Annotated in this window: 20 protein-coding genes; 3 read left to right on the top strand and 17 right to left on the bottom strand. The window is 73.3% G+C overall.

Translation table 11 applies throughout. The features are described from left to right. Positions 1 to 90: 90 nt before the first annotated feature. On the top strand, positions 91 to 534 hold the full coding sequence (locus tag HGAM_RS00805) for a GNAT family N-acetyltransferase (RefSeq protein WP_019143568.1): 444 nt from the start codon (positions 91 to 93) through the stop codon (positions 532 to 534). 31 nt (positions 535 to 565) lie between these two features. Here the strand turns inward: HGAM_RS00805 and HGAM_RS00810 are convergent, their stop codons facing one another. From HGAM_RS00810 to groES, 13 genes are all read right to left on the bottom strand, one after another. Beyond that, entirely contained in the window at positions 566 to 1,354 is a 789-nt protein-coding gene (locus HGAM_RS00810; protein WP_019143569.1) for a carbon-nitrogen hydrolase family protein, read from the bottom strand. Between the two features lie 13 nt (positions 1,355 to 1,367). Continuing rightward, complete coding sequence (locus tag HGAM_RS00815; RefSeq protein ID WP_019143570.1) at positions 1,368 to 1,847, bottom strand: GNAT family N-acetyltransferase; 480 nt, start codon at positions 1,845 to 1,847, stop codon at positions 1,368 to 1,370. Between the two features lie 10 nt (positions 1,848 to 1,857). Then, a complete protein-coding gene (locus HGAM_RS00820; protein ID WP_019143571.1) occupies positions 1,858 to 2,964 on the bottom strand; it encodes a GuaB3 family IMP dehydrogenase-related protein in 1,107 nt (368 codons plus the stop codon). Between the two features lie 9 nt (positions 2,965 to 2,973). Further along, positions 2,974 to 4,482 (bottom strand): IMP dehydrogenase, encoded by a 1,509-nt coding sequence (gene guaB / locus HGAM_RS00825; protein ID WP_019143572.1) that lies wholly within the window; start codon positions 4,480 to 4,482, stop codon positions 2,974 to 2,976. A 31-nt stretch (positions 4,483 to 4,513) separates the two neighbouring features. After that, positions 4,514 to 5,026, bottom strand: a complete 513-nt coding sequence (locus HGAM_RS00830; protein ID WP_019143573.1) for a hypothetical protein — start codon at positions 5,024 to 5,026, stop codon at positions 4,514 to 4,516. A gap of 66 nt (positions 5,027 to 5,092) precedes the next feature. Then, positions 5,093 to 6,295 carry an MFS transporter gene (locus tag HGAM_RS17075; protein WP_019143574.1) on the bottom strand — a complete coding sequence of 401 codons (1,203 nt, stop codon included), beginning with the start codon at positions 6,293 to 6,295 and terminating at the stop codon, positions 5,093 to 5,095. 91 nt (positions 6,296 to 6,386) lie between these two features. Further along, positions 6,387 to 7,376 (bottom strand): ABC transporter substrate-binding protein, encoded by a 990-nt coding sequence (locus HGAM_RS17080; protein WP_019143575.1) that lies wholly within the window; start codon positions 7,374 to 7,376, stop codon positions 6,387 to 6,389. A gap of 59 nt (positions 7,377 to 7,435) precedes the next feature. Next, on the bottom strand, positions 7,436 to 8,077 hold the full coding sequence (locus HGAM_RS17085) for a hypothetical protein (RefSeq protein ID WP_019143576.1): 642 nt from the start codon (positions 8,075 to 8,077) through the stop codon (positions 7,436 to 7,438). 8 nt (positions 8,078 to 8,085) lie between these two features. Next, on the bottom strand, positions 8,086 to 8,586 hold the full coding sequence (locus tag HGAM_RS00850) for a SigE family RNA polymerase sigma factor (RefSeq protein ID WP_172636426.1): 501 nt from the start codon (positions 8,584 to 8,586) through the stop codon (positions 8,086 to 8,088). Between the two features lie 130 nt (positions 8,587 to 8,716). Beyond that, positions 8,717 to 10,249, bottom strand: a complete 1,533-nt coding sequence (locus HGAM_RS17090) for a 4Fe-4S binding protein (RefSeq protein WP_019143578.1) — start codon at positions 10,247 to 10,249, stop codon at positions 8,717 to 8,719. Position 10,250: 1 nt separating this feature from the next. Then, positions 10,251 to 11,165: an AurF N-oxygenase family protein gene (locus HGAM_RS00860; protein ID WP_019143579.1), complete on the bottom strand. Its 915-nt coding sequence runs from the start codon at positions 11,163 to 11,165 to the stop codon at positions 10,251 to 10,253. Between the two features lie 137 nt (positions 11,166 to 11,302). Beyond that, on the bottom strand, positions 11,303 to 12,901 hold the full coding sequence (gene groL / locus HGAM_RS00865) for a chaperonin GroEL (protein WP_019143580.1): 1,599 nt from the start codon (positions 12,899 to 12,901) through the stop codon (positions 11,303 to 11,305). 89 nt (positions 12,902 to 12,990) lie between these two features. Then, positions 12,991 to 13,284: a co-chaperone GroES gene (gene groES, locus HGAM_RS00870; RefSeq protein ID WP_019143581.1), complete on the bottom strand. Its 294-nt coding sequence runs from the start codon at positions 13,282 to 13,284 to the stop codon at positions 12,991 to 12,993. A gap of 175 nt (positions 13,285 to 13,459) precedes the next feature. Between groES and HGAM_RS00875 the strand changes: the two genes are divergently transcribed. Together HGAM_RS00875 and HGAM_RS00880 are read left to right on the top strand one after the other, a co-directional pair. Next, entirely contained in the window at positions 13,460 to 14,614 is a 1,155-nt protein-coding gene (locus tag HGAM_RS00875) for a class I SAM-dependent methyltransferase (RefSeq protein WP_019143582.1), read from the top strand. A 116-nt stretch (positions 14,615 to 14,730) separates the two neighbouring features. Then, a complete protein-coding gene (locus HGAM_RS00880) occupies positions 14,731 to 15,402 on the top strand; it encodes a hypothetical protein (RefSeq protein ID WP_019143583.1) in 672 nt (223 codons plus the stop codon). A 105-nt stretch (positions 15,403 to 15,507) separates the two neighbouring features. On the opposite strand, the gene tsaD is transcribed toward HGAM_RS00880, so the two are convergent. Genes tsaD through HGAM_RS00900 form a run of 4 tightly spaced genes read right to left on the bottom strand, consistent with a single transcriptional unit; the run spans position 15,508 to position 18,322 of the window. Beyond that, complete coding sequence (gene tsaD, locus HGAM_RS00885; protein WP_019143584.1) at positions 15,508 to 16,554, bottom strand: tRNA (adenosine(37)-N6)-threonylcarbamoyltransferase complex transferase subunit TsaD; 1,047 nt, start codon at positions 16,552 to 16,554, stop codon at positions 15,508 to 15,510. A gap of 30 nt (positions 16,555 to 16,584) precedes the next feature. Further along, positions 16,585 to 17,337 (bottom strand): lysophospholipid acyltransferase family protein, encoded by a 753-nt coding sequence (locus HGAM_RS00890; protein WP_019143585.1) that lies wholly within the window; start codon positions 17,335 to 17,337, stop codon positions 16,585 to 16,587. Between the two features lie 38 nt (positions 17,338 to 17,375). Beyond that, positions 17,376 to 17,828, bottom strand: a complete 453-nt coding sequence (locus HGAM_RS00895; protein WP_019143586.1) for a DUF5709 domain-containing protein — start codon at positions 17,826 to 17,828, stop codon at positions 17,376 to 17,378. A gap of 38 nt (positions 17,829 to 17,866) precedes the next feature. Then, positions 17,867 to 18,322: a DedA family protein gene (locus HGAM_RS00900; protein ID WP_038951449.1), complete on the bottom strand. Its 456-nt coding sequence runs from the start codon at positions 18,320 to 18,322 to the stop codon at positions 17,867 to 17,869. Positions 18,323 to 18,325: the final 3 nt, after the last annotated feature.

The raw sequence follows: 18,325 nt of genomic DNA on the forward strand, positions 1-18,325 counted from the left end.
CCGAGCACCCGGGAGAGCCATGGGATCCATCACCACCGACCACGCCGCCGCGACCGCGCACCCCACCGCCGGTCGCCAGGCGGTGGCCTCGTGAGCGCGGTCCGGGTCCGTGCGGCCCGGTCGGACGACGAGCAGGCGTGGCGCGCGCTCTACGCCGGCTATGCCGCCTTCTACGAGCAGGACGGGGTCGACCTCGCTCGGGTGTGGGAGTGGATCACCGACCCCGCGCACGAGGTCGAGGCGCTCGTGGCCGAGCGGGACGGCGAGCTGGTCGGACTGGCCCACGTGCGCGCCTTCGCGCGTCCGCTCGACGGCTCGATCGGCGGGTGGCTGGACGACCTGTTCGTCCACCCGGAGGCTCGCGGCACCGGCGTGGTCGACGCCCTGCTGGACGGGGTCCGGTCCCTGGCCGATCGGCGAGGCTGGTCGGTCGTGCGGTGGATCACCGCCGACGACAACCACCGCGCGCAGGCCGTCTACGACCGGGTGGCGTCCCGGACCGCGTGGGTCACCTACGACATGACGGTCCGCTGAGCCGCTGACACCGGGAGCCGGACCGGACGACTCAGCCCGCGGCGAGCCGCACCACGTCGCCGAGGTCGCGGACGTCCGCGAGCATGGGGTGCGCCGCTCGAGTCGACTCGACGACTCGTCGGTCGAGCTCGGCCACGACCACCGCCTCCGACCCGGCGGGCGCGGAGACGATCGTGCGTCCCTCGGGGTCGTGCACCGCGGCGCCGCCGTTGAACTCGGCGTCGCCGCAGCGGCCGACCAGGCCGGCGGTGAGCACGTACATGCCGTTGTCGAGGGCGCGGGAGCGGTAGTAGAGGTCGCGGCGGTGCTCGCTTCCGGCGAAGAACGCCATCGCGTTGACGTACAGCAGCGCCCCGGCCTGGGCGGCGGCGCGGGCGTGCTCGGGGAACGAGCCGTCGTAGCAGACGCTCAGCCCGACCGGCCAGCCGTCGACGTCCAGGGCGACGCCGTGGTCGCCGGGGACGAAGTGCGGCTGCTCACCCTCGACCAGGTGCTGCTTGTCGTAGACCCGGCGCACTCCTCCGCCGAACGACAGCAGGCTGAGCCGCCGCCCCTCCGGCGTCGGCACGGCCGCGCCCGCGAGCACCAGCAGCCCGGCGGCCGTGGCGGCGTCGTCGAGCGGCACCAGCGCGGAATCGTCCGGCTCGACGATGGGCGGCGGCATGACGTAGCCGGTCAGGAACAGCTCGGGCAGCACGAGCAGCCGGGCGTCGTCGGCCGCGGCCTGCTCGACGGCCCGCACGGCGGACGCGACGTTGGTCGCCACGTCGCCGGGCACCGAGACGAGCTGGGCCGCCGCGACGCGGAGCCGCTCGCTCACTCGGTCCGCTCGCTCACAGCCGCTTCTCGAAGCACAGCGAGTAGGTGACGTCCTGGTAGGGCCAGTAGACGTCGATGGGCGTGTAGCCGTGCCGCTCGTAGAACCGGAGCGCGGCGACCTGCCGGTCACCGGTGTGGATGACCACGCGCGGCGCGCCGGTGGCCCGCGCCGCCTGCTCGACGTCGTCCAGGAGCGCGTCGGCGATGCCGGCGCCACGGTGCCCCTCGCGGACGAACATCCGCTTGAGCTCCAGCTCGCCGTCCATCGGGCCGTCCATGCGGCGCAGGCAGACGTGGCCGACCGGCTCGTCGCCCAGGTAGGCCACGACGGTGTGCACGATGCTCGCCGGGTCCATGCCCTCCGAGCCCGACCGGTTGGCCGAGGCCGGGTGGTCGGCGTAGAGCGCGTTGCCGAACGCGTACTGCTCCGCGCGGAGCAGCACCGCGTCGGGGTGCTCGTAGTCGACGTGCTCCAGGCGCACGGGCTCGCTCATGGTCGGCCGCTCAGGCGACGACGACCTCGACCCGCTGGAACTCCTTGAGCTCCGTGTAGCCGGTCGTGGCCATGGCCCGGCGCAGCGCGCCCATGAGGTTCATCGTGCCGTCGGGCACGGACGAGGGACCGAACAGCACCGACTCCAGCGGGCCGACGGTGCCGATCTCGACCCGCTCACCGCGCGGCAGGTCCGAGTGCCAGGCCTCGGCGCCCCAGTGGAAGCCGCGGCCGGGCGCCTCGGTGGCGCGGGCGAACGGCGAGCCGATCATGACCGCGTCGGCACCGCAGGCGATCGCCTTGGCGATGTCGCCGCTGCGGCCGATCGAGCCGTCGGCGATGACGTGCACGTAGCGGCCGCCGGACTCGTCGAGGTAGTCGCGACGGGCCGCGGCGACGTCGGCCAGCGCGGTGGCCATGGGCACCGCGACGCCCAGCACCGAGCGGGTGGTGTGCGCCGCGCCGCCGCCGAAGCCGACGAGCACGCCCGCGGCACCGGTGCGCATGAGGTGCAGCGCTGCCTGGTGCGTGGCGCAGCCGCCGACGATGACCGGGACGTCCAGCTCGTAGATGAACTGCTTGAGGTTCAGCGGCTCGCTGCGGCCCGAGACGTGCTCGGCCGAGACCGTGGTGCCGCGGATGACGAACAGGTCGACACCGGCGGCGACGACGACGTCGGCGAACTCCTTGGTGCGCTGCGGCGACAGCGCGCCGGCGACGGTGACACCGGCCTCGCGCACCTCGCGCAGCCGCTCGGTGATGAGCTCGGGCTTGATCGGCTCGGTGTAGATCTCCTGCAGCCGGCGCGTGGCGGTGACCGGGTCGGCCGCGGCGATCTCCTCGAGCAGCTTCTCGGGGTTCTCGTAGCGGGTCCACAGGCCCTCGAGGTCGAGCACGCCCAGGCCGCCGTGGCGGCCCAGCTCGATCGCCGTGGCCGGGCTCATGACCGAGTCCATCGGCGCGGCCAGCACCGGCAGCTCGAAGCGGTAGGCGTCGATCTGCCAGGCCGTCGACACGTCCTGCGGGTCGCGGGTGCGGCGGCTCGGGACGATCGCGATGTCGTCCAGGGAGTACGCGTGGCGGCTGCGCTTGGCGGCGCCGATCTCGATGTCAGCCATGCTGCGACCCTATCGGCTGTAGTTGGGAGCCTCGACGGTCATCTGGATGTCGTGCGGGTGGCTCTCCTTGAGACCGGCCGCCGTGATCCGGACGAACCGGCCGCGCTCCTTGAGCTCGGGCAGCGTGCGCGAGCCGACGTAGAACATCGACTGGTGCAGGCCGCCGACGAGCTGGTGGGCCACCGCGCTGAGCGGGCCGCGGTAGGCGACCTGGCCCTCGATGCCCTCGGGGACGATCTTGTCGTCGCTGACGACGTCGGCCTGGAAGTAGCGGTCCTTGGAGTAGGACTTCTTGCCGCGCGAGCTCATCGCGGCGATGGAGCCCATGCCGCGGTAGCTCTTGAACTGCTTGCCGTTGACGAAGATCAGCTCGCCGGGGCTCTCCTCGCAGCCGGCCAGCAATGAGCCGACCATGACCGTGTCGGCGCCCGCGACCAGGGCCTTGGCGATGTCGCCGGAGTGCTGCAGGCCGCCGTCGGCGATGACCGGGACGCCCGCGGGCTCGCAGGCCAGCGACGCCTCGTAGACGGCCGAGACCTGCGGGACGCCGACGCCGGCGACCACGCGGGTGGTGCAGATGGAGCCGGGTCCGACGCCGACCTTGACCGCGTCGACGCCCGCGTCCACGAGCGCCTGGGCGCCGGCGCGGGTGGCGACGTTGCCGCCGATGATCTGGACGCCGTCGAAGGCGGAGTCGGCCTTGAGCTTGCGGATCATGTCGAGCAGGAGCGCGGCGTGGCCGTGCGCGGTGTCGACGACGAGCACGTCGACACCGGCCTCGCGCAGCGCGTTGGCCCGCTCGTAGGAGTCGCCGAAGTAGCCGACGGCGGCACCGACGAGCAGACGGCCCTGGGCGTCCTTGCTGGCGTTGGGGTACTGCTCGGACTTCACGAAGTCCTTGACCGTGATGAGGCCGGCGAGGCGGCCCTCCTCGTCGACGATCGGCAGGCGCTCGCGCTTGTGCTGGCGCAGCAGCGCCGAGGCGTCCTCGCGGCTGATGCCGACCGGGCCGGTGATGAGCGGCATCGGCGTCATGATCTCGCCGACGGTGCGGGTGGCCCACTCGGCGACCGGGACGAAGCGCAGGTCGCGGTTGGTGATGATGCCGAGCAGGTGGTCCTCGGCGTCCACGACGGGCAGGCCGGAGACCCGGTACTCGCCGCAGCGCTGGTCGAGCTGCTCGAGCGTGGCGTCCGGGCCGATGGTGACGGGGTTCGGCACCATGCCGGTCTGCGTGCGCTTGACGAGCTCGACCTGGTACGCCTGGTCCTCGATCGAGAGGTTGCGGTGCAGCACGCCCATGCCGCCCTCGCGGGCCATGGCGATGGCCATGCGCGCCTCGGTGACGGTGTCCATGGCGGCGGACAGCAGCGGCACGCGCAGGCTGATCTCGCGCGTCAGGCGCGCCGTGGTGTCGACCTCGCTCGGGATCACGTCCGTCTCGCCCGGCAGCAGCAGGACGTCGTCGTAGGTGAGCCCGAGGCTCTGGAACTTCTCCGGGATGCCAGCCTCGCTCATGGACCAAGTCTACGGGCCCGCCCGAGGGCCCTCACCGGGGTCGGGACGTGGCCTCGGGCACGCTCTCGCGGCGGGTCGTCGTGCGCGCGAACGCCGGCGTCAGCAACGGACGCCACCACGCGAGCAGCCGGGTCCCGCGCCACGCCCCCACCACGGCCAGGACACCGGCCGCCACGACCACGACGCCGACCGCACCGACCATCGCGTCGATCCACACGAGGTCGTCGAGGCGGATCGTCCGCGTCGACACGACCACCTCGAGCGTCGCGTACGCCAGCAGCGTCCCGACGACCTGCAGGTCGAAGGCTCGCGCCACACGCGCCCGGACCCGGACGTCGCGTCGCACGAGCAGCGTCAGCACCAGGGGCACCACCACGGGCAGCGTCAGCAGCGGAGCGAGGTGGGCGACGGCCACGAGCACCAGCCTGCCCCCGCGCAGCGGCTCCCCCACCGGGTCGGCCGAGCGGCGCCGCGCCAGGACGGCGAGGACGAGCAGGACCAGCACCAGGCCCCCCATCACGACCTGCACGTCGACCTCCACCATGCGCCCGCCTCCTCTGCTCACGTCCGCGGCATCGTCGCACGCGAGGCCCCGAGACGCGGCAGGACGTCAGGCGGCGGGGCGCTCGCCGGACGCCCGCACCACCACGACGCAGACGGCGGTCGCGAGCACGGTCGCGCCCACGGCGGCGGCGACCGCGGGCCAGCCGCCGTCGCTCCAGGCCAGGCCGACGACGGCGCCCAGGACGCTCGAGCCGGCGTAGTAGGACGTCACGTAGGCGCCGCTCGCGCGCCCGCCCAGCGTCCCGGCCACGAGCGGCATCCAGCCGCTGGCCACGGCGTGGGCGGCGAAGAACCCGGCGGTCAGCAGGACCAGCCCGGCGACGACCGGGGCCAGGTGGTCGGGCAGCGTGAGGGCGAGGCCGCCCGCCATGACGACGAGCGACAGCGCCATCGTCCGCGGACGGCCGAACCGGTCGGCCGCCGCGCCGGCCAGGGCCGACGAGACCGTGCCGGCCAGGTAGGCCAGGAACACCAGCCCGACGACCGCGCTCGGCAGCTCGAACGGTTGCTCGACCAGCCGGTAGGTCAGGTAGTTGTAGACGGCCACGAAGCCGCCCATGAGCAGGAACGGCACCGCCACGAGCGCCAGCACCTGCGGCCGCAGCCAGGCGCGGACGCCCGGGTGGGGACGCGGCCCGGTCTCGTCCTCGCCGTGGACGCTGGGTGGCAGCAGCACGACGAACGCGATCGTGGCGGCGAGCGCGCAGACGCCGAGCGCGGCGTCCGCCACCCGCCACGAGCCGAGGTCGGCGACGGCGGCGGTGACGAGCCGTCCGCCGACCCCGCCGAGCGAGTTGCCGGCCACGTAGAGCCCCATGGCCCGACCGAGGCCGTCCGGGTGCACCTCGGCGCCGACGTGACCCATCGCGACGCCGACGACGCCGGCCAGCAGCAGGCCCAGCAGGACGCGCAAGGCCAGCAGCCCGCCGAAGGTCGGCATGGTCGTGCTCAGCAGCTGCACCACGACCGCGGCGAGCATGGTCGCGCGCATGACCCGGGCCCGGCCGAGGCGGGCAGCCACCGACGTCGCGACGACGACGGCGACGGCCAGCGCGCCCGTGGCGGCGGAGACGGTGAGCGCGGCCGCCGCGGGCGAGACGTCGAACGCCTCGCCGATGCGCGGGAGCAGCGGCTGGGTGCTGTAGAGCATCCCGAACGCCGCGACGCCGGCCATGAGCATGGCCACGTTGAGCCGGCGGTAGCCCGGGGTCCCGGGACGGTGTCCGGGATGCGGGGCGGCGGGGCTCACCGGGCGAGCCTACGAACGTCCGCCCGGACGAACGACACCGCACCGGGCCGCCGGGTGGCGGCACCGGTGCGGTGCGACGGGGTCGTGCGGGTCAGGCGAACTTCTGCAGGCCCTGGGCGAGACGCTCGAAGATGTCCGCGTACGCGTCGTAGCTCGGCGGCGCGACGGACGTCCACGGGACGTACGCCTGGTTCTTGGCCGCGTTGAGCGTCTGGAAGACCGGCTGGTCCCTGAACAGCTGCAGGCCGGCGTCGCCGACGCGGTCGTCGTAGAGGAAGACGTCGGCCGGGTACTTGTCGGCCTGCTCCCAGCTGAGCGGCTCGAAGTAGCCCTGCTCGTCGGGGTCGGGCTGGACGATCGGCAGGCCGAGCTCGTCCTTCCAGTACTTGAGGTCGGCGTTCGCCTCGGGGCTGGAGACGTAGTAGATGTCGGCCGACGGCGAGCCGGCGACGATCTGCTTCTTCTCGCTCGTCATCGTCGCGCCGAGCTCCTTGAGCTTGTCGGCCTGGGCCGCGAACTCGTCGTGCGCCTCGGTGACGTCGTCGTCCTTCAGGTCGGCGCCGAGCGCCTTCGCGGCCTCCTCGGTCGCGTCGAGCAGCTGGGGCAGGGTCTTGCCGTCGAAGCTGACCGCCAGGATCGGGGTGCCGAGCTTCTCGACCTTCTGCTTGGCGGCGTCGTTGACGTACCAGAGGTCCGGCTCGAGGTAGGTGCTGGTGACGAGCAGGTCGGGCTTGAGCCCGGCCAGCTTCTCCAGGTCGAGGTCGCCGTACTCGCCGCCGCCGGTGACGTCGGTGAGGCCCTCGGTGTCCAGGCCCTCGGCCTGCGGGTCGGGGCTGCCGTCGGGGAGGGTCGCGGGACCGAAGTAGCCGACGATCTTGTCCTCGTCGACGCCCAGGTCGCTGAGCGCCGCGCCCATCGAGCTCTGCACGACGATGCGCTCGGGCGCCTTGTCGAGCGAGATCTTCGTGCCGAGGTCGTCGGTGTAGTTCCAGGAGCCGGACGAGTCGTCGGAGTCGGAGCCGCAGGCCCCGAGGACGAGCATCGCGGCGACGGCGGCCGCGACGGGACGGATGATCTTCATGGGCACAGCGTAAGGCATGCCTAACCTAAAGCATCCGCCCGTCCCGGCCGCCGGGACGATCAGCCGACGCCGGGCTCGGCGCCGTCCCCCACGTGGACGCTGCCGAGGAAGGCCAGCATCGCGTCCTCGTCCCAGCCGGCGTCGTCGGGGAACTGGATCCGCACGACGCCCTCGCGCTCGCCGGGCAGCGTGGGGGTGGCCATCGTCGTGTAGCCGTCGCTCTCGACGACCCGGAACGTGCGGCCGTCGCGCTCGACCTCGCGCCCCTCCAGCGGGTTCGCGTCGAGCATCACCACCAGCTTGCCGCGGAAGTCGTCCGGGTCGTCGCTCGTCGTGCCGTCCTCCGGGACGATCGTGACCGCGGTCGGGGTGCGGCCGCCGACGGTCCAGCCGCGCGGCGTCAGGCCGAACGAGTAGGGCTCGGCGTCGAGGGTGGCGGCGACGAGCGCCACCTGCGCGTCCACCGGGCTGCTGGCGACGGTGTCGCTGGGCAGCCGCTGCGTGGCCGGGCGGTCCAGGGCGACGCCGACGGCGGCGACGCCCACCAGGGCGAGCACCCCGAGGCCGGCCGCCTGGCGGCGGCGCGAGCGTCGCAGGAGCGCCGTCCGGGCGCGCCGCAGGTCGGGGGCGGGGTCGACGGGACGCCCGTCGGGGCGGCCGTCGCCAGCGGCGTGGTCGAGCGTGGTCCGCAGGTCGAGCACGGGTCCTCCTAGAGCGTGGTGGGGTCGGGGGTGAGCGCGGCACGCAGGTGCGCCAGCGCCTTGGCGGTCTGCGACTTGACCGTCCCGGTCGAGCAGTCCAGGACGCGCGCCGTCTCGGCGACGTCCAGGTCGAGCCAGTGCCTCAGGACGACGACCGCCCGCTGGCGCGGCGCGAGGTCACGCAGCGCGGCATGGACCGCGTCGCGGTCCTCCGGCGCGAGACCGGTCGCCGCCGGCCGGTCGGGCAGCCCCTCCGCCGTCCGCTCCCACCGCCGGTGGGCCCGGCGGGTCTCGTCGACGAAGACGTGCGTCAGCGTCGCGCGGGCGTAGCCCAGCCGGTTGTCCGCCCGCCGGACCCGCGGCCAGGCCAGGTACAGGCGCGTCAGCGTGGTCTGCACGAGGTCCTCGGCCGAGGACGCGTCCCCGGCGGTCAGCAGCGTGGCCATCCGGACGAGGTCGGGGCGGTGGTCGTGGGTGAAGCCGACGAACTCGGCGTCACGGTCGGTCATGCGCACGGGCGACCTCCTTTCACCCCTCTGACGGGTGCGGCCACCGGATCGGTTGCCCCGGCCGGGAGACATCCTGGCGCCGGACGCGCCGAGGGGCCCTCCGCCACGCGGAGGGCCCCTCGGGCGGACGTCAGGCGAGCAGCGCCAGCCGGCGGCGCCCGCCGGGCTGGACGCGGGAGCGCAGCGACCGCTCGAACGTGCGGACGTCCGCGGACGGCTCGGGCAGCAGCCCGGCGCGCGCGTCGGCGAGCAGGGTCGCCACCGTCTCCTGGGCGCAGGACCGGTTGGCGCCGATTCCCCCGCGCGCGCCACGCTTGGCCCAGCCGACGACGTAGGCGCCCGGGACGGGCTCGCCCGTGACCGGGTCGACGACCCGGCCGCCGTCGTGCGGCACCACGCCGGACGCCTCGTCGAACGGCAGGCCCGGCACCGGCACCCCCCGGCGTCCGGTGGAGCGGACGAGCAGCGACGCGGGCAGCGACACCGGCTCGGCGGCCCCGCTCGGCGAGACGACCCGGACGGCCTCGACCGCGTGGTGTCCCTCGACGCCGTCCACCGCGCGGTCGAAGGCGAGCACGAGCCGGCGTCCGGACGGCGGCTCGGCGGCCCAGTCCAGGTCGGCGACGGGAAGCTCACGCAGCTGGGCGGCCACGGTGCCGCGCGGCGCGGCCTCGACCTCGGCCTGCACGGCGTCGTCGGCCGCGACCACCACCTCGATGCCCGCCGGCATCCGCAGCAGCTCGGGACGGGTGAACGCGGCCGTGGCCGGTCCGCGCCGTCCCAGCACGACGACCTCGCGGACGTCGGCCGCCGCCAGCGCCCGGCGGACGCCGTCCGGCGCCTGCGTGCCCTCGAGCAGCGCGGGTCCCCCGAGCAGCACCCGCGCCACGTCGAGCGCGACGTTCCCCGTGCCCACGACGACCGCGCGGCCGTCGCGCGGCACCACCGCGGTGACGTCGACCTCGGGGTCGCCGTTGTACCAGCCGACGACCTCGGGCGCCCCGTGCACGCCGTCCAGGTGCTCCCCCGGCACGCCGAGCAGGCGCTCGGCCGGCGCCCCCGTGCCGTAGACGACCGCGTCGTGGTGGCGCAGTAGCTCCTGGTGGTCGACGTCGCGTCCGACCTCGACGCCCTGGTGCAGCCGCAGCCGCGGGTGGCGCCAGGTCCAGGCGAACAGGTCGGCGAGCCGCTTGGTGTCGAGGTGGTCGGGCGCGACGCCGGTGCGCACGAGCCCGCCGGGCTGGGCGGCTCGGTCGAGCACCGTGACGCGGGCGTCGGTCGTGGTCAGCAGCGTCCGGGCCGTGTAGCCCGCGGCCGGGCCGGTGCCGACGACCGCGATGCTCAGCGGACGCTCGGTGGCCGGGGCCACCTCGTCGAGGTGCAGGAGCGTCGCGGCCGGCTGCGGCACCCGGTCCTCGTAGTGCTCGGCGTTGAGCCGGGCGAAGACCTGCTCGTCGGCCCGCAGCACGTCGACGGGCTTGACCGCGGAGACCGGGCAGGCGTCGGCGCAGGCCCCGCAGTCGATGCAGGCCTTCGGGTCGACGTAGAGCATCTCGGTGGTGCCGAAGCCGGGCTCGCCGGGCGTCGGGTGGATGCAGTCGACCGGGCAGACCGAGACGCAGGAGGCGTCGGCGCAGCAGCCGGCGGTGATCGCGTAGGCCATGTCAGAGCATGTGGACGGCGCGGTAGTGGCGCATCGCGGGACGGGTGAGCAGGCCGGCGTCGGACAGGAAGTCCATGAGGTGCACGCAGCTCATCCGCATGAGGTTGTGGTGGTGCGTGTTGGCGCGGGCCTGGGCCAGCGCCTCCTCGCGGCCGAGCCCGGCGGCCTCGTAGACGCCCGGGTTCACCATGCTGGAGACGATGAACCGGGCCGAGCCGGCGATGACCTCGGCGGCGACCTGGCGGCGGACGCGGCCGGACTCGCGCAGGTGCTCGCGGATCTCGTGGCGGGCGAACTTCATGTGCCGCGCCTCCTCGACCACGTGGATCTTGGACGTGGTGCGGACGACCGGCAGGACGTCCTCGCCGCGCATCCAGTCGCGCTGCATGACGTCGAGGATCTCCTCGGCGACCAGGATGCAGCCGTAGGCGATCTCGCCGGTGGCGACGGTCTTGAGCCCGCGGGCGAGCTCGACGACGTAGCGCGGCGGGCTGTAGTGCGGGACGTCCATGAGCGTGCACGCACGGGCGAACATGAGCGAGTGGCGGCACTCGTCGGCGATCTCGGTGAGCGCGAACTGGAACTCGCTGTCCGCGTACCGCGCGCGGTACTGGTCACGCAGGATCAGCTGCTGCAGCATCATCTCGAACCAGATGCCCGTGCTCATGATGGAGCCGACCTCGTGCCGGGTCAGGGTGACGCGCTGCTCGTGGCTCATGCGCTCCCACAGCGGCGTGCCGTACAGCGTGCTCCACTGCGGGTTGAGCCCGTGCAGCGCGGGGTCGAGCGGGGCGTCCCAGTCGACCTCGGTCTGCGGGTCGTAGGAGATCGTGCGCGAGGAGTCGAGCAAGCGACTCATCTCGGCCTCGGTGTCGCGGTCCAGCGTCGTGCGGAACTGCTCGGCGGTCAGCGTCATCCCACGCCCTCCGTTTCATGTAACATTACCGATGTAACATGTGCAGTGTCACCGTACGTCGGGGATGGGTCGAGGCGCAAGCGGAACGACGACGGCCCGCCCCCTCGCGGGGACGGGCCGTCGTGACGCGCAGCAGGTCAGTGGTTGTGACCGGCGTGCTCGTCCTCCTCGGCGGGCTTGTCGACGACCAGGGTCTCGGTCGTCAGCAGCATGGCCGTGATGGACGCGGCGTTGGCGAGCGCCGAGCGGGTGACCTTGACCGGGTCCAGGACGCCCTGGGCGACCAGGTCGCCGTACTCGCCGGTGGCGGCGTTGTAGCCGTCGCCGGTCTCGCGGACCTTGGACACCACGACCTCGCCGGAGACGCCGCCGTTGCGGGCGATCCACTCCAGCGGGGCGTCGGCGCCGACGCGGACGATGCGCACGCCCACGGCCTCGTCGCCGGTCAGGCCCAGGTCGCCCTCGAGCACCGAGACGGCCTGGACGAGGGCGGAGCCGCCGCCGGCGACGATGCCCTCCTCGATGGCCGCGCGGGTCGCCGAGACGGCGTCCTCGATGCGGTGCTTCTTCTCCTTGACCTCGACCTCGGTGGCCGCGCCGACCTGGATGACGCAGACGCCACCGGCCAGCTTCGCGAGGCGCTCCTGGAGCTTCTCGCGGTCCCACTCGGAGTCGGTCGAGGCGATCTCGGCCTTGATCTGCTCGACGCGGCCGGCGACCTCGTCGGCCGCACCGGCGCCGTCGACGATCGTCGTGGCGTCCTTGGTGACGACCACACGGCGCGCGGTGCCGAGCACCTCGAGGCCGACCTGGTCGAGCTTGAGGCCCAGCTCGGGGCTGACGACCTCGGCACCGGTCAGGATCGCGATGTCCTGCAGGATCGCCTTGCGGCGGTCGCCGAAGGCCGGGGCCTTGACCGCGACCGACTGGAACGTGCCGCGGATCTTGTTCACGACCAGCGTCGACAGGGCCTCGCCCTCGACGTCCTCGGCGATGATGAACAGCGTCTTGCCGGCCTGGACGACCTTCTCCAGCAGGGGCAGCAGCTCCTGGACCGACGAGATCTTGCCCTGGTTCACGAGGATGTAGGGGTCGTCGATGACGGCCTCCATGCGCTCGGTGTCCGTGACCATGTACGGCGACAGGTAGCCCTTGTCGAACTGCATGCCCTCGGTGAACTCGAGCTCGGTGCCCATCGTGTTGGACTCCTCGACGGTGATGACACCGTCCTTGCCCACCTTGTCGAACGCCTCGGCGATGAGCGCACCGATGTGGCCGTCGCGCGAGGAGATGGTGGCGACGCTCGTCATGTCGGCGACGTCGTCGACCGGCTTGGCGACCGACAGCAGCTGCTCGGAGACGGCCTTGACCGCCGCCTCGATGCCGCGCTTGAGACCGACCGGGTTGGCGCCGGCGGCCACGGCGCGCAGGCCGGCGTGGATCATCGCCTGGGCCAGCACGGTCGCGGTGGTGGTGCCGTCACCGGCGACGTCGTTGGTCTTGGTGGCGACCTCCTTGGCGAGCTGCGCGCCGAGGTTCTCGAACGGGTCGTCGAGCTCGACCTCACGGGCGACGGTCACGCCGTCGTTCGTGATGGTGGGGGCGCCCCACTTCTTGTCGAGCACGACGTAACGGCCCTTGGGACCGAGCGTGACCTTGACGGTGTCGGCGAGCTTGTCGACGCCGCGCTCGAGCGAGCGGCGGGCCGCCTCGTCGAACTCCAGGATCTTGGGCATGGACTGCTTCCTTCTGGCTGAGGGGTGGTGAACCACGCGACCCCGGCCGGACGCGCGCACGAGGGCGCGTCCGAGCCGGGGCTACGGGATCAGGAGACGACGGCGAGGATGTCGCGCGCGGAGAGGATGAGGAACTCCTCGCCGCCGTACTTGACCTCGGTTCCGCCGTACTTGCTGAAGATGACCTTGTCACCGACCTGGACGTCGACGGGGATGCGCTCGTCGCCGTCCTCGTTGAACCGGCCCGGGCCGACGGCGACGATCTCGCCCTCCTGCGGCTTCTCCTTGGCGGTGTCGGGGATGACGAGACCGGACGCGGTGGTCTGCTCGGCCTCGAGCGCCTTCACGACGACTCGGTCCTCGAGCGGCTTGATGCTGACCATGGGGTCGACCTTCCCTTTCAGGAATGAACTTGACGGACAGGTGCGTGAGCGCCGTCGCGGGGGCCGCGCACGCGGTTAGCAGTCTCGCGGGGCGAGTGCCAAGCCCGAACATAGCATGACCTGGCACTCGCCCCAAGGGAGTGCTAACCGTGGTCCGACCCGCGAGAATCGGCGCATGGACCTGCCCACGTTCGAGCGCCTGCTGACCCCCGAGGGACAGGACCTGCTGGCCGAGGTGCACGCCCGCGCCGGCGTCGAGAGCGACCTCGCGCTCGGCACCCGGCTGCGCCGCTCGCACCCGGTCGAGCTCGTCGCCGCGGCCGTCACCCAGAACCACCTGCGCGGCCTGGCCCGGCGCAAGCTCGGCGACGACGCCGCCCGCATGTACTTCACCCATGACGCGCTCGAGCAGGCCACACGGGCGTCCGTGGCCGACCACCGCGCGCGCCGGCTGGCCGCGTCCGGCATCGACGCGGTGACCGACCTGGGGTGCGGCATCGGCGGCGACCTGGTGGCGTTCGCCCGCGCCGGGCTGCGCGTCCGCGGCGTCGAGCTCGACCCCGTGCGGGCGGCGATCGCGCGGGCCAACCTCGAGGCCCTCGGCCTCGACGGCACCGTCGACGTCGCCGACGCCACGCAGGTGGACGTCCCCGACGACGAGGCGGTCTTCCTCGACCCGGCCCGGCGCGACGGGCGCGGGCGCGTCTTCGACCCCGAGCGCATGACGCCGCCCTGGCACGTCGTGACCGCCCGGCTGCGGGGGCTCGCCGTGGTCAAGACGATGCCCGGGATCGGGCACGACGTGGTGCCCGACGGCGTCGAGGCCGAGTGGGTCAGCGACGGCGGCTCGCTCGTCGAGGCGTGCCTGTGGGGCGTCCCGCTGGCCGCCGTCGAGCGCCGCGCGACGGCACTGCCGGCCGGGGCCGAGCTGGTGGCTCGCGACGAGGCTCCCGTCGTCGGCCCGGTCGGCGGCTTCCTGCACGAGCCCGACGACGCGGTGATCCGCGCGGGACTCGTCGCCGAGCTCGCCGCGGACCTCGGCGGGCACCTGGTCGACCCGCACATCGCCTACGTGACGACCGACGCCCAGGTCACCACTCCCCTGGCCGCGTCGTTCCGCGTCGTCCGGGAGCTGCCCTTCCGCGAGAAGCCGCTCAAGGCCGCGCTGCAGGACCTCGACGTCGGCACGCTCACGATCAAGAAGCGCGGCGTCGACGTCGTCCCCGAGCAGCTCGTGAAGCGGCTCAAGCTGAAGGGACGCGTCACCGCCACCGTCGTCATGACCCGGGTCGACGGCGAGGGCACCGCGCTCCTGGTCGAGCGCCTCTGACCCGTCCCCTCACCCGAGCCCCGCGCTGCCGAGATGTGGGGAGAAAAGAACCGCGTCCGGACGGATCGTGGTTCATTTCTCCCCACATCTCGCCGGAGGACGGCAGGGTGAGGCCCATGAGCGACCTCCAGCGCTTCGTGCGCGGCCTCGTCGTCGGCTGCTTCGCGTTCGCCGCCCTGCTGGGCGTCGTCGTTCTCGTGGTGGGCCGGTCGATCGGCGAGACCGAGCTCCGCGTCCTGGCCACGACGACCACCGTCGGGGTCGAGAGCGTCGCCGTCCTGGCCTACCTTGCCGCGGCCCGGGTCGGCCACCCACTGCCCGCCGCGGCCGGCGGAGCCGTCTCGCTCGTGGCCACCGGCCTCGTGCTGTGGCTCGTCTGGGGCGGCGAGCCGACCGGCGACGCGGTCTGGAACGTGCTGTGGACCGCCGTCGCGGTCGCCGTGGCCCTCGCGCAGGTCTGTCTGCTGCTGTCGGCCACCGGCGGGCACGTCCGCGACGAGGCGCTCATGCTGGCGACGTTCGCGGCGACGGCCGTCCTGACCGGGCTGCTCGTCGGACCGCTGTGGGCGGCCGAGGGCGCCGGGACGTTCGACGGCTACGGGCGCGTGCTGGGCGTCGTGGCGATCCTCGACGTGCTGGGCACCGTCGTGGTGGCCGCGACCCGCCGCCGTCCGGCCGTCGACGCCGTCCGGACGTCCCTCTCGGCCGAGTCGCGCCGCCGGCTCGAGGACGTGGCGCGCACCCGCGGCGTCACGCCGGACCAGCTCGTCGACGACCTGCTCCGCTGACCCGAGCCCCGCGCTGCCGAGATGTGGGAAGAAAAGAACCACGTCCGGGCGGATCGTGGTTCTTCTCTCCCCACATCTCGCCGGAGGGACGGCGGGGTGAGGGGCCTAGGCGGCGAGGACCTGGCTGACCGGCATGCTCGAGTCGACGGCCAGGTCGAGCCGCGACGGCTCCAGACCACGGCGGACGACCTCGCTGCCGAGCGCCGCGATCATCGCGCCGTTGTCGGTGCACAGCACCGGCGGCGGGACCCGCAGCTCGACGCCGGCCTTCTTGGCCCGCTCCTCGGCGTACTCGCGCAGCCGCCGGTTCGCGGCCACGCCGCCGCCCAGCACGAGCCGCTTCACGCCGTGCTCGACGCACGCGTCGATCGTCTTGGCGGTCAGCACGTCGCACACGGCGTCCTGGAACGAGGCCGCGACGTCGGCGACGGCGAACGAGCGACCCATCCGCTCCTCGTGCTGGACGTGCCGCACGACGGCGCTCTTGAGCCCGGAGAACGAGAAGTCGAAGCGGTGCTTCTCCATGTCGCGGCCGGTGGTCAGGCCGCGCGGGAAGGAGATCGCCTTCGGGTCGCCCTCGCGGGCGGCGCGGTCGATGTGCGGCCCGCCCGGGTACGGCAGGCCGAGCACGCGGGCCACCTTGTCGAACGCCTCGCCGGCCGCGTCATCGATCGTCTCGCCGAGCAGCTGGACGTCGGTGACGATGTCGTCGACGAGCAGCAGCGACGTGTGCCCGCCGCTCACCAGCAGGGCCGCGGTGCGCTCGTCGTAGCGGCCGTGCTCGAGCTGGTCGACCGCGACGTGGCCGACCAGGTGGTTCACGCCGTAGAGCGGCTTGTCGTAGGCCAGCGCGAGCGCCTTGGCTGCGGCCACGCCGACCAGCAGCGCACCGGTGAGCCCGGGGCCGCAGGTGACGGCGATCGCGTCGACGTCCTTCACGTGCACGCCGGAGTCGCAATAGGCCTGCTCGAGCGTCGGCACCATCGCCTCCAGGTGCGCCCGGCTGGCGACCTCCGGGACGACGCCGCCAAAGCGGACGTGCTCCTCCATGCTCGAGGAGACCGCGTTGGCCAGCAGCTCCGTGCCGCGCACGATGCCGACGCCGGTCTCGTCGCAGGAGGACTCGATGCCGAGGACGAGGGGTTCGCTCACCCGTGCATCATCCCATCCGGGCCCAGACGCTCAGGACGCGGACTTGCGGGCGGCGCGGGCCGCCCGCTCCTCCTCGTCGAGCCGGGCCGCCTCGTCGGGGGTCGGCGCCAGCCCGCCGTAGCGGGCCGGCGCCCACCACTGGCCTTCGGGCGCGATCGGGTACTCGGTGATCGCCTTGTCCAGCAGCGCGGTCATCGCCTCGCGCAGGCGCTGGGTCTCGGTGACCGGGTCCTCGCCCGTGACGTCCAGCGGCGCGCCCACGTGCAGCGCGATCGTCTTGCCGCGGCCCCAGATGTCGCTGGGGTGACCCTTGGTCTTGAGCAGCTGGGTGCCCCACGTGACCATCGGGATCAGCGGGACGCCCGCCTCGGCGGCCATGCGCACGGCGCCGGTCTTGAGCTCCTTGATCTCGAAGGACCGGCTGATCGTGGCCTCGGGGAAGATGCCGACGATCTCGCCGGACCGCGCCCGCTCGACCGCCTCGCGGTAGGACGCCTCGCCGTTCTCGCGGTCGACGCTGATGTGGTGCAGCGATCGCATGATCGGCCCCGACACCCGGTGGTCGAACGCCTCCTTCTTGGCCATGAACCGCACCAGCCGCTTGCTGGGGTGGGCGGCCAGGCCGTCGAAGACGAAGTCGACGTACCCGATGTGGTTGGCGGCCAGGATCGCGCCGCCCTCACGCGGGACGTGCTCGGTGCCGGACGTCTGGAACCTCATCCCCAGCACCTTGAACAGGGTCTTGGCCGTCACGATGACCGGCGGGTAGGTGAGGTCGCGCATGGGCCGAGCGTAGTGCACACGTGTGCACTACCTCCGGGTCAGATCGAGTCGGGGTCCTCGTTCTCGTCGATGACGTGCATCGCGGCCTCCTCGGCGCCCGCGGCACCGGCGTCGATGCCGACGTCGTCGCCGACGAGGTCCTTCTCCTCGTCCAGGCCGATGCCGCCGTCGGGGTCCACCAGACGTCCGGCGCGCGCGCCACCGACCTCGCCGTCGTCGAGGTCCTCGGTCTCGGTCTCCGCGTACGGGTCGGGCTCGGGCTCCTCCTGGCGCAGGCGCTGGTCGAGCGACTCGCCCTGCAGCTGCTCGTCGGCGGTCGTGCCGAAGCCCTCGCCGGCGGACCACTTCTCCGGCGCCGTGTAGCCCTCGTCCAGCACGTCGTCGACCCCGCGGTCGTTGAGCGTGTCGTACGGCTGCATCTGGTCCTGCGCCTCGGACTTCTCGTACGTGATCTGGTCGTCGGTGTTCTCGGGGGGAGGGATCTCGCTCATGCCCTCCACCTTGGCACGCCCACCGCGAGGCGCAATCGCTACCGGCGGCGTCCCGAGCGTCCGGACAGGACGACCAGGGCCGCGATCACCACGGCTGTGACCATCACCACCGCGAGCGAGCCCGGACGCCCCTCGCTGAGCTCGACGACGGCGTAGAACGCGGCGAAGCCGACGGTGCTCCAGACCGTCGCCCAGATCGCCGCGCCGGGCACGAGACCGAGCAGGTAGCGGGGCACGGGCATGCGGGCCAGGCCGGCCGCGGCGTTGACGGCCGACTGTGCGCCGACGGTCAGGAAGCTCAGCGCGACCACCGGCGGCCCCCACTGGTGCACCCGCTCGACGGCCCGCTGGGCGCGCTCGCCCGGCTGCCAGCGCTTGACCACGCCGGCCGCGACGAGGCGGCCGAGCGCGTAGGTGGCCCCCGCCCGCAGCAGCACGATGGCGAACAGGGTCAACCAGGCCCACAGGAACGGCCAGCTGCGGATCTCGTCCATCAC

Origin of the sequence: Aeromicrobium massiliense JC14 (assembly GCF_000312105.1) — a bacterium.
Classification (GTDB): Bacteria; Actinomycetota; Actinomycetes; order Propionibacteriales; family Nocardioidaceae; genus Aeromicrobium; species Aeromicrobium massiliense.